13 protein-coding genes and 3 tRNA genes are annotated in these 10,440 nt (G+C 60.7%); 5 read left to right on the top strand and 11 right to left on the bottom strand.

The features are described 5' to 3' along the window. From hemC to folD, 10 genes are all read right to left on the bottom strand, one after another. Positions 1–771, bottom strand: a 771-nt coding sequence (gene hemC, locus ACE3OH_RS13815) for a hydroxymethylbilane synthase (RefSeq protein ID WP_374353825.1), incomplete at its 3' end; no start/stop codon positions are given. Between the two features lie 149 nt (positions 772–920). Then, positions 921–2,243: a deoxyguanosinetriphosphate triphosphohydrolase gene (locus ACE3OH_RS13820; protein WP_374353829.1), complete on the bottom strand. Its 1,323-nt coding sequence runs from the start codon at positions 2,241–2,243 to the stop codon at positions 921–923. Between the two features lie 237 nt (positions 2,244–2,480). Next, positions 2,481–3,056, bottom strand: a complete 576-nt coding sequence (locus tag ACE3OH_RS13825) for an NAD(P)H-dependent oxidoreductase (protein ID WP_374353832.1) — start codon at positions 3,054–3,056, stop codon at positions 2,481–2,483. Between the two features lie 126 nt (positions 3,057–3,182). Next, positions 3,183–3,815, bottom strand: coding sequence for an endonuclease III (gene nth, locus ACE3OH_RS13830; RefSeq protein ID WP_374353835.1), 633 nt, complete (start codon positions 3,813–3,815; stop codon positions 3,183–3,185). Beyond that, positions 3,812–4,165, bottom strand: a complete 354-nt coding sequence (locus ACE3OH_RS13835) for a PilZ domain-containing protein (RefSeq protein ID WP_374353838.1) — start codon at positions 4,163–4,165, stop codon at positions 3,812–3,814. The genes nth and ACE3OH_RS13835 overlap by 4 nt, the downstream gene beginning before the upstream one ends. 21 nt (positions 4,166–4,186) lie before the next feature. After that, positions 4,187–4,390 carry a hypothetical protein gene (locus ACE3OH_RS13840; RefSeq protein WP_374353841.1) on the bottom strand — a complete coding sequence of 68 codons (204 nt, stop codon included), beginning with the start codon at positions 4,388–4,390 and terminating at the stop codon, positions 4,187–4,189. Between the two features lie 6 nt (positions 4,391–4,396). Beyond that, complete coding sequence (locus ACE3OH_RS13845) at positions 4,397–5,125, bottom strand: RnfABCDGE type electron transport complex subunit B (protein WP_374353844.1); 729 nt, start codon at positions 5,123–5,125, stop codon at positions 4,397–4,399. Next, positions 5,122–5,751 (bottom strand): VC0807 family protein, encoded by a 630-nt coding sequence (locus ACE3OH_RS13850; protein ID WP_374353847.1) that lies wholly within the window; start codon positions 5,749–5,751, stop codon positions 5,122–5,124. Before ACE3OH_RS13850 ends, ACE3OH_RS13845 begins: the two co-directional genes overlap by 4 nt. Continuing rightward, positions 5,748–6,773, bottom strand: a complete 1,026-nt coding sequence (locus tag ACE3OH_RS13855; protein ID WP_374353850.1) for a quinone-dependent dihydroorotate dehydrogenase — start codon at positions 6,771–6,773, stop codon at positions 5,748–5,750. The genes ACE3OH_RS13850 and ACE3OH_RS13855 overlap by 4 nt, the downstream gene beginning before the upstream one ends. A gap of 132 nt (positions 6,774–6,905) precedes the next feature. Next, entirely contained in the window at positions 6,906–7,760 is an 855-nt protein-coding gene (folD, locus tag ACE3OH_RS13860; RefSeq protein ID WP_374353857.1) for a bifunctional methylenetetrahydrofolate dehydrogenase/methenyltetrahydrofolate cyclohydrolase FolD, read from the bottom strand. A 108-nt stretch (positions 7,761–7,868) separates the two neighbouring features. On the opposite strand from folD, the gene ACE3OH_RS13865 reads away from it, so the two are divergent. From ACE3OH_RS13865 to ACE3OH_RS13885, 5 genes are all read left to right on the top strand, one after another. Next, a tRNA-Pro gene (locus tag ACE3OH_RS13865) sits at positions 7,869–7,945 on the top strand. Positions 7,946–7,979: 34 nt separating this feature from the next. Then, positions 7,980–8,056 (top strand) — tRNA-Arg (locus ACE3OH_RS13870). Between the two features lie 35 nt (positions 8,057–8,091). Next, positions 8,092–8,167: transfer RNA gene (locus ACE3OH_RS13875), tRNA-His, on the top strand. A gap of 873 nt (positions 8,168–9,040) precedes the next feature. Then, positions 9,041–9,367: an H-NS family nucleoid-associated regulatory protein gene (locus ACE3OH_RS13880; RefSeq protein WP_374353860.1), complete on the top strand. Its 327-nt coding sequence runs from the start codon at positions 9,041–9,043 to the stop codon at positions 9,365–9,367. Positions 9,368–9,620: 253 nt separating this feature from the next. Continuing rightward, on the top strand, positions 9,621–10,220 hold the full coding sequence (locus ACE3OH_RS13885; RefSeq protein ID WP_374353863.1) for a hypothetical protein: 600 nt from the start codon (positions 9,621–9,623) through the stop codon (positions 10,218–10,220). A gap of 19 nt (positions 10,221–10,239) precedes the next feature. Here ACE3OH_RS13885 and ACE3OH_RS13890 read toward each other — a convergent pair. Further along, positions 10,240–10,440, bottom strand: a 201-nt coding sequence (locus ACE3OH_RS13890; RefSeq protein WP_374353866.1) for a hypothetical protein, incomplete at its 5' end; no start/stop codon positions are given.

Raw genomic sequence — 10,440 nt, forward strand, 5'->3', positions numbered from 1 at the left:
GTGTTCGTCGACCAGTTCGGCAAAACCACCGAGCGGGGTTTCGCAGGAACCATCGAGGCGCAGGCTCATCGCCCGCTCTGCCGTCACGCAAGCGGCGGTGTCGGCATGGTTGAGCGGTGCAAGCCATTGCGCCAGATCGCTGCGATCGGCGCGGATCTCGATACCGAGTGCGCCCTGTCCGGGTGCCGGCAGACTTTGCTCGGGCGACAGCAGGCTGCGGATACGGTCACTGAGGCCGAGGCGATTGAGGCCGGCGGCCGCGAGAATGATGGCGGCGTAGTCGCCAGCATCGAGCTTGGCCAAACGGGTCTGCACATTGCCTCGCAAGGGCTTCACCAGCAGATGCGGGTAGGCGGCGCGCAGCTGCGCTTCGCGGCGCAGGCTGGATGTACCCACCACTGCTCCGGCCGGCAATTCAGCCAGATCGGCATAGTCATTGGACACCAGTGCATCGCGCGGGTCTTCGCGTTCGGTGATGACGGCAATGGCAAAGCCCTCGGGCAGACGCATCGGCACATCCTTCATCGAATGTACCGCCAGATCGGCACGCCCTTCCTGCAAGGCGGTTTCCAGTTCCTTGACGAACAGGCCCTTGCCGCCGATCTTGTTCAGGGTCACATCGAGTATCCGGTCGCCTTGGGTGGTCATGCCGAGCAATTCAACCTGCAAGCCCGGATACAGGGCCTCCAGCCGGGCCGCAATGTGGCGGGCCTGCCACAGCGCGAGTGCAGATTCGCGGGTGGCAATGACTAAACGTTTGGGCAGGGACACCGGATCAACTCTTCAGTAACAGACCGGCGGCATTCTAGCACGCAGGCTGGAGGCGGTCGGCAGGCAAGCGGCGGCCAAGCCGCGACCATGGAAGCTGCGCATTCTTCGACACGGATTGCAGCAGCTTTTTTGCAACAAGGGCAGGCGCATCACCGCGCCATGCCCCCTACTTGCTGCGCCAGATAGGTAGCGTAGTTGTCGGTCATGCCGCCGATAAAGTCGAGCACCCGCATATAGCTCTCGTACAGCGGCCATTCCTTGACCGGCATGTTGTATTCCATCAAGTCGAGAATCCGCTTGTTGCGAAAACTCAGGCGCCCCTCGGTGCGCAGCTGGTAGGCGGCACCGCAGAATGCTTCCAGCAGGATATCGAGGCAGGTAAAGCTGCCGACTTCGATTTCCACCTTGCGCCGGTTATTGAAGATGCGGTCACGCGCCAGCTGCTTGGCATCACGTATGCCATGCTTGACGAAATCCGGGCAGGCGGCGATCAGGTCGCCCTCATACTCGCCGGCCAGCATGGCATCGTGATGGCGCAAGAATGCCGCCGTCACTTCGCGCACGCAGCGATCCACCGCCTTGGAGCGCAGCAGCGACATCTTGCGGCGCACACTGGGCGCACCGGCCACCTCCAGCTTGAGCAGGTCGTCATCGATGCCGGCCAGACGGATCAGGCGCGGCGCAATATCGTCAAACGGCAGCATGCCGATCTCGACGCCATCTTCCAGATCAAGAATGGCGTAACAGATATCGTCGGCCGCCTCCATCAGATAGCTGAGCGGATGGCGGCACCAGATGCCGGCACCCTTGGAGATCAGCCCCAGCTCATGGGCCACTTCGTCGAGCAACTTGCGCTCGGCCTGGTAGCAGCTGAATTTCTCCTTCACCCCGGCATGGTCACTGGTCCACGGGTATTTGAGCGTGGCGCCCAGGGTGGCGTAGGTCAGCCGCATGCCGCCATCGAAGCGATGGTTTTCCAGCTGGGTAACGGTGCGAAAACCCTGGGCATTACCCTCGAAGGTCTGCACATCGCGGCGCTCGTCTGCGGTGAGGTTTTGCAGCAGATAGGCGTTGTCGGACAGGCGGAACCAGTCGCGGATGGCGTATTCACCAGCATGGCCGAACGGCGGATTGCCGATATCGTGCGCCAGGCACGCCGCCTGCACGATGGCGCCCAGATCGTAGGGGATGATATGGCCGGGCAATTTGTCGGCTATCGCCTGCCCGACCAGAATACCGAGCGAGCGCCCGACGCAGCCGACCTCGATCGAATGAGTGAGCCGGGTATGCACATGGTCATTCTCGGTCATCGGATGCACCTGGGTCTTGCGACCGAGGCGGCGAAACGGCGAAGAAAAGGCGATGCGATCGTGATCTTTATGAAAATCCGACCGACCGATCAGCGGCCCGGTTTCGGGCGGGCGGCGCGGTGCGCGCAGGCGGTCGGCAGACAGTAGTTGGGGCCAGTTCATCCTGGTCATAGCGGTGCTCATTAGCGTTCAGCGAAACGCACACCTTACCGGCTTCGGCGGCGAACATATAGCCGCGCAAGCCCATCGCAGCCGCCAAGGCAAACAAAAACGGCACCCGCAGGTGCCGTCTTGTATTGAGCGCAGAGCGCACTGAACCAATCTTTCGGCCCGCTTCAGCCCTGATATTGCGTGGCCTGCGGCATAGCCTGAGAAATCGATCAGTTCAGCGCTGGCCGATCAGCCGCGAATGCGCTTGGTGGTTTCGGCCAGTCGCGCGCCGAACTGCCTGGCGGTTTCCAGATCGCCCGGCAGCGGACCTTCGTCCGGGCTCGAATCGGATGGAGATTGCGCCATCAGACCGGCGAAGGAGCCCAGGTAGTTGACGTCATTGCGCTGCGCCGCCTTGCTATTGGCCGGCAACATGCCGGTGCCAACCCAGATCATCGAGTGCTGCATGGCCAGAGTGAAAAAATAGTGCAAGGTCGACAGCTTGTCGCCATTCATCGAGGCCGAATTGGTAAACCCGGCCGCCACCTTGTCTTTCCACTTTTGCTGGAACCAGGCTTTGGAGCTGGCATCGGCGAATTTCTTGAACTGCCAGGACGCCGCGCCCATATAGGTCGGCGCGCCAAAGGCAATGCCATCGGCCGCTTCCAGCGCCGCCCAGGCCTCGTCAGTGAGATTGCCTTCGGCATCGATGGCAAACAGGGTGGCATTGACACCAGCGACACCGGCTGCACCTGCCAGCACGGCCTCTGCCTGCTTTTTGGTATGGCCGTAGCCGCTGTGATAGACGATGGCGATCTGGGTCATGCTTGTTACTCCTTGTGAACAATGGGGTGATCGGCCGGCGCGATTAGGGCTCAGCCTCCGGCCGATGGTTGCGGGCTGCAGACCGGCAGGCAATGAAAGATAGCCTGTACCAGCGCATTCGCCAGCTCAGGCATTCTTGCCGCGATAATCACACTCGGCATGAACAATACAGGCGCCGCACTCCGGCTTGCGCGCCTTGCACACATAGCGCCCGTGCAAGATCAGCCAATGATGGGCGTCGCGCAGGAATTCCTTGGGAATGACCTTGAGCAGCTTGTCTTCCACCGCACGCACATCCTTGCCTGGCGCAAGACCGGTGCGGTTGGACAGGCGAAAGATATGCGTATCCACCGCCATGGTCAGCTGGCCAAACGCCGTGTTGAGCACCACATTGGCGGTCTTGCGGCCCACACCGGGCAGCGCCTCCAGCGCCTCGCGCGTTTGCGGCACCTCGCCATCGTGCTGCTCCATCAGCATGCGGCACAGTTCGATGATATGGCGTGCCTTGCTGCGATACAGGCCAATGGTCTTGATGTATTCCTCCAGCCCGGCCTGGCCGAGCGCATGGATGGCGGCTGGTGTATTGGCGACCGGAAACAGGCGGGCAGTGGCCTTGTTGACGCCGACATCGGTGGCCTGCGCCGACAGCACCACTGCAATCAACAGCTCAAACGGCGTGCTGTAGGCCAGCTCGGTGCGGGGTTCAGGATTGGCAGCCCGCAAACGCTCGAAAAATGCCTGCCTTGACTGCTTGTTCATTGCCCTGTTTCCAGCTGCTGCACAAAACTCTCGATCAATTCAGCGGTGGTTCGCGGGTCGGAAACAAACTCGACAAAGGCGAGGCCGATGATAAAGCGCCCTGCCGCCTCGGCCGGGCGACAGCTGGCAATGCGGCAACGCGCCTGCACGATATGCTCGCGCCCGGCATAGGGCAGCATGAAATAGATATTGCAGGCACCACCGGCCTCGATCGGCTTGTCGTGCTCGATGCCGAGACCGGAAGTGGAAATATCCTCGATATGGCCGAGCATGCCGGGGCCGGACTTGAGAATCACCTTGACCCAGGTCTTGAAGCGGATGCGGTCATGCAACCGTGTATTGAGCTTCATCACCCCTCCGATTTATGCCGGCTATTTCTTGCGCCGTGGCGAACGATCAACATGCTCCCACTGCTGCGCTTCACGCTCCCGTGACGCACGGATGATGCTGTATACGCGCCACAGGCCCACCAGGAACACGGCCGCCACCGCCAGCATCGCCAGGCCGAAGTGGCCGCTACGCGCCAGCAGGAAGAACACCAGCAGGCAGATGCCCACCATGGTCATTGCACGCATATTCACTCACTCCTTGCCTGAATCGCGCCCGGCGCGCAGGGCGGCGGCGCGTTCCATCGCCGCTGCAATCTTCGCCCGCTTGAGCGCCGCTTCATCCTGCAGCGGCGCAGGCTGCGCCTGCCGTGCCTGCGATTTTTCCAGCGCGGCGCGAATCTTCGCCTGCTTGTCTGCCGCGGCAAAATGCGGATCGTCCAGCTTTGCCTGCGCCTTGAGTGCCAGCCGTTCGCTGCGCGCCTCTTTTTCGCGCACCAGCCGCAGGCGCCGGAATTCATGCCGCGCGCGCCATTGTGCCGCCACATCGGGCTTGGCTGCTGGCTGCATGCTGATGCAATCAACCGGACAAGGGGCGATGCACAGCTCGCAGCCGGTGCACTCGCTGGCAATCACGACGTGCATCTGCTTGGCTGCACCGATGATGGCATCCACCGGACACGCCTGGATACATAGCGTACACCCGATACACACCGCCTCATCAATCACCGCCAGCGCAAACGGCTTGGGCGCACCATGCTGCGGATTCAGCGCCACCACAGGCTGGCCGGTAATGTCTGCCAGCCGTGCCACCCCGACGTCGCCGCCGGGCGGACACTGGTTGATGCGGGCGGCGCCACTGGCGATCGCCTCGGCATAGGCGCGGCAATCGGGGTAGTCGCATTGCCGGCACTGGGTTTGCGGCAAGACTGCATCGATGCGCTCAGCCAGAGCAAGCTGCAGATCGGTCAATGGCTGAGTCATGCCGGCACCCCGGCAAGGCCGCGCTGCATGCGCTTGCGGTAGAGCAAGGTGGCAGCAAACATCAGCGCAAAGCTGCCGTACTGCACCACGGGTGAATACAGCAAGAAATCGGCAACAGAGAGGCGCCAGGCCAGCAAACCGCGCAGCAGCGCCTCGGCCACCAGTCCGGCAGACCAGATCAGCGTCAAACCCAGCATGGCCTGGCGAAACGCCGGCTGTGTAGCGGCCTGCTCGAAGCCGGCAGCCCGCTGTGCATCACCGCGCCCCACGGCTGCACGCGCCAAGTAGTACAACGCCGGCCGCCGCCAGAACAAGGAACTCAGACCCAACAAGCCCAGGGCGCCGGTCAATGCGGATTCACGCACCAGTACCATGCGCGCATCGCCGCCCATGGCCACAAACAGCAAGCCCAGCGCAATGCCGGCCAGCGACAGGCCACTGATCACATCGACACGGCGCCGCCATGCCAGCTCAATCACGGCCAGCAGAGCCGGCGGAATGGCCGAGCCCCACAAGGCGATCCATTCGCCATAGCGCGGCTGCAGGCCTTGGTAGACCAGCCAAGGCAGGACGGCACTGACCAGCAGGTCCAGCCACAGCCAGGACTTGAGGGCGGGCAATTTCACCGCCGCGACTCACGGATGGCGCGCACGCACTCGCCCACCAGACCCGGCCCGCGATAGATCAGGCCGCTATACACCTGCACCAGGCTGGCGCCAGCATCGAGCTTTTCCACCGCATGCTCGCCCGCCAGAATGCCGCCCACGCCGATGATCGGCACCTTGCCGTGCAAATTTTCGGCCAGCGAGCGGATCACTGCGGTGGATTTGGCCCGCACCGGCGTGCCCGACAACCCTCCGGCCTCGCTGCCATGCTTGAGATGCTCGACCCCGGTGCGCGACAAGGTGGTATTGGTGGCTATCACGCCATCGAAACGGTATTCCACCAACAGTCTGGCGATTTCCTGGACCTGCTCCGACTCCAGATCGGGCGCAATCTTCAAGGCCAGTGGCACATATTTGCCATGACGGGTGGCGAGTTGCGCCTGCTCATTTTTCAAATCGGCCAGCAAACGCTCCAGCTCGCTGCTTTGCTGCAATTGCCGCAAATTCTTGGTATTGGGCGAAGAGATATTCACCGTGATATAGCTGGCATAGGGATATACCCGGCTCAGGCAGGCCAGATAATCATCATTGGCCTTTTCGATCGGCGTGTCGAAGTTCTTGCCGATATTGATGCCGAGGATGCCCCGATACTGGCTCGCTTCGACATTCTTTACCAAGGCATCGAGGCCCTCATTATTGAAGCCCATGCGATTGATAATGCCTTCTGCAGCCGGCAGCCGGAACATACGCGGCTGCGGATTGCCCGGCTGTGGTCGCGGCGTGATGGTGCCGATCTCGATAAAGCCGAATCCAAGATCGCCAAGTGCGTCGATATGATCGCCATTCTTGTCCAGCCCCGCCGCCAGGCCAACCGGATTCGGGAAGCGCAAACCCATCACCTCTACCGGCCGCTCCGCCTCATGGCTACCGATTACCGCGCCAAAGCCGAGTGCATGCAAGGCGTCCAGACCGGCAAACGTCGCGCGATGTGCGGTTTCAGGCTTCAAGGTAAACAACAGGGGGCGTAATAGTGAATAAAGCATCAAGGGCCTCAAAGGCAGATCAAGCCACGCGCCATCAAGCGCAAAGCCCCCGCATGGCGCGAGGGAGTAAGGGCGGGCGATTCAAGACAGCGCAAACACGGCAATAAAGGCAGCCGCGCTCAACCCCGCCGATCAAGGATACAAGTGAATATTGGCATCAAGGGTATTCTGCATCAGCAGGGCAATGGTCATCGGCCCCACCCCACCTGGCACCGGCGTAATCCAGCTGGCGCGCTGCTTTGCGACCTCGAACTCCACATCGCCGCACAGCTTGCCGTTTTCCAGCCGGTTGATGCCGACATCGATCACGATGGCACCCGGCTTGATCCAGTCGCCCTTCACAAAATTGGGAATACCGACGCCCGCCACCACGATATCGGCCGCCGCCACCTTGCCGGCCAGATCGCGCGTCTTGCTATGGCAAACCGTCACCGTGGCGCGCGCCATCAGAAGCTCAAGCGCCGCCGGCCGGCCGACGATGTTCGAGGCACCGATCACCACCGCATCCTTGCCAACGAGGTCCACGCCGGTTTTTTCCAGCATCACCATCACGCCATGCGGTGTACAGGGGCGCAGCAGTGGCATCTTCAACGCCAGCCGCCCGAAGTTATACGGATGAAACCCATCCACATCCTTATGCGGATTGATGGTTTCGATCACCCGATCGGCATTGATATGCTTGGGCAGCGGCAGCTGCACCAGGATGCCATCCACCTCGGGATCGTCATTGAGCTTGCGCACCAGCGCCAGCAACTCCGCCTCGGTGAGACTGGCCGGGTACTCGAACGACAGCGAACGAAAACCCGCGCGCTCGCAGGCTGTTTTCTTGTTGCGTACATAAACGGCAGATGCAGGATCATCGCCCACCAGCACCACTGCCAGCGCCGGCGCACGCCGCCCGGCCGCCACACGGGCATCCACCTTGGCGCGCACTTCAGTGATGATCTGTTCGGAAATCAGCTTGCCATCGAGCAATTGTGCGGACATGGGTGGACTCCTGATCATTGCAAAGGGGCGAATTCTCGCATTTTTCCAACTTTCTCCCAAGTATTGGTTGACAGCCCGCGCCGCGATGAATAATATGCGCACCTTCTTCGGGGCGTAGCGCAGCCTGGTAGCGCACCTGGTTTGGGACCAGGTGGTCGTGAGTTCGAATCCCACCGCCCCGACCAAATTTCCCTGGCAGACTAGAATCGAATAGGCCAAGCGCCCGTAGCTCAACCGGATAGAGCAACGGCCTTCTAAGCCGTAGGTTACAGGTTCGATTCCTGTCGGGCGCGCCAATCCTGCAAGGAGCGGCGCAAAACCCGTTTCAACGGTGGCTGTAGCTCAGTTGGTAGAGTCCAGGATTGTGATTCCTGTCGTCGTGGGTTCGAGTCCCATCAGCCACCCCAAGCAATAGAATAAACCCGTTAAGTCAATGGCTTAGCGGGTTTTTTGTTTGCTACTACGAAACCCTCCTACGAGGAGGTACTACGATATGTCACAGCTTTCGGGTCCTCAAAGGCGTCCGAGTGGCATTTACGCAGTCTTGGCATCAAGCAGCCCAGCGCCGCCGCCGGCGCAGAATTCGGGCGGCACAAGCCAGACGGACAGCTGCCCGCCCCAAGGCAATTCAACCCGACCAGCGATAGAGCAATCGCCCGAAACAGGGCAGAGAAGCCCCGAACACATACACTTGCGCGCAAAAGCGCGCCCACCTGCGTCGCGGCGGACAGGCGAGGGCGCAGACCCACAAGGAGGCAACACTCCACCCGCCTCCAACCCCGAAAACTCCGGCGCCCGCCCCGCAGTCGAAAACGCGATTCGTTCGGAGCGCCCCCAGGTATTCGCCAGCAATTGCACCGGCTATTGCCACGCCTACCAGCCAATGATGGCCACCGTGGTTATTACACGGCAACACAAACAACAGCACCAGCTATTGCGCCAAAGCCATTTGGCACATTGCCATTCTGCTGCGCTCTATTTGAAAACACCGACAAACAAGGGGAGAGCAACACCGCCTATCGTCCATAAGCAGCCATCGGCGCATCAACATCTCAAGCACCAGGCATTCCACACATAAATCAAATAGCGCTGCGAATCCCGCACAAGATTGGCGCAAAGTACACTGCAATTGCCGGCAATCCCTCGCCAGCACAGCACATCAAGCCAGTTATAAGCACCACCACTTCAGCCAATTGCCGCACAACATACAATTAGTCTTTATCTTTTCGTCAAATATGGTTTATTGTTACGACTTGGGCAAATAACCTATGGAATCTCCAATGATCGACCTCTCCTCTCTCTCCGTGCGGGAACTTCTCGACCTGCAAAAGCAACTCGTTCTCGAAGTGCCGCGTCGCATGGCACTCGAAAAGCAAAAGGTGGTTGACGACCTGAAGAAGATGGCAGCTGAGCGCGGCTTCGATCTGCACGATCTGGTTGGCGCCAGCGACGGCAAATCCGGCAAGGGCGGCAAAGGCTCGCGCGGGCCGGTTGCAGCAAAATACCGCTCCAAAGACGGCAAGGAATGGACCGGTCGCGGCCGCAAGCCGGCATGGGTGGTCGAGCACCTCGACAACGGCGGCAAGCTCGAAGACCTGGCAATTTAAGCCATCTGGTGGCGCGCATCACCCGCCAGCAAAGCGGGCATCATCCCGCCAGCCATCGATTGCCAGGCTGAAAGCGCGCAGGCCAGCCAAAAGCACAAGCACGGAATTTCCGGCTTGTGCTTTTTTCTATCCAGGTCAATAACATTATCTGCCGCCAGCCTGCTCAAGCACGGCAAACAGCGCCCGATATCCCTGTAATTGAATCAACCTGGAAGTGCAGCCGATGCACGCCTTTCCCGCCCGACTCGCCACCTTGCTCGGCTCGCTGATGCTGCTCGCATCGCCAATTGCCCATGCCTACAAAATCAGCATGGCCGTGGTGATGCCAAAGGGAAGCGCAGGCGAAACACTTGTCGCCACGCAACCTTCATCAACCAAGTTTTCACCATGCTCAGACAAGCTGAAGGTCGACGCCTTCGATATTCAGCTCACCTTCGATGTGCTGAACAAAAACAAGATTGCTGATCGCGAGATCTACATCATTCTTTACAACGCCGAAAATTCGCCCAAATACCTGCTGCTGATGAGCCCGACCATTGCCATCCAGGGCGGCCCGCTGCGCGCATTCAACACCATTTACGATCTCGACCAGGCGAGCACCATAGCGACCTTTCCCTATTTGCCGCGCGAGCGCAACTATGTTGGCGCCGGCACCATCAACCTGTTTGGCGGCGGCGGCGTGACCATCGACGGGGTGATTTCGGGAACCTGGCAGATCATCGCCGTAGTGGGTGATCGGCTATCCACAAAATTCTCACTGGACGAACCTTCCAGCTGGGAAGCGTGGGATGTGGCCACCGTGGTGTTCGGCCGTCCATGGATCGGCAAGACACTAGGTCGCACCTGCCAGTAAGGGCGCCGAGGCGGTCAGCTCAGCTGCGACGGTAGATGAACGGCGCATCGATCAAGGCAAGCTCCACCTCATCCAGCCCCACTCGCCCGATACTGTCGCGCGCGCGCATTGCAATTGCGCCGGAACCCGCTGCCGCATAGCTCAAACGGTCTTCGCCTGACAACACGCCCACCCCACCGCGTATGACGCGCGCAAAGGGTCGATCGGCCAGCAGCGAAAT

This window comes from Chitinimonas sp., from assembly GCF_041904975.1.
Lineage (GTDB): Bacteria > Pseudomonadota > Gammaproteobacteria > Burkholderiales > Chitinimonadaceae > Chitinimonas.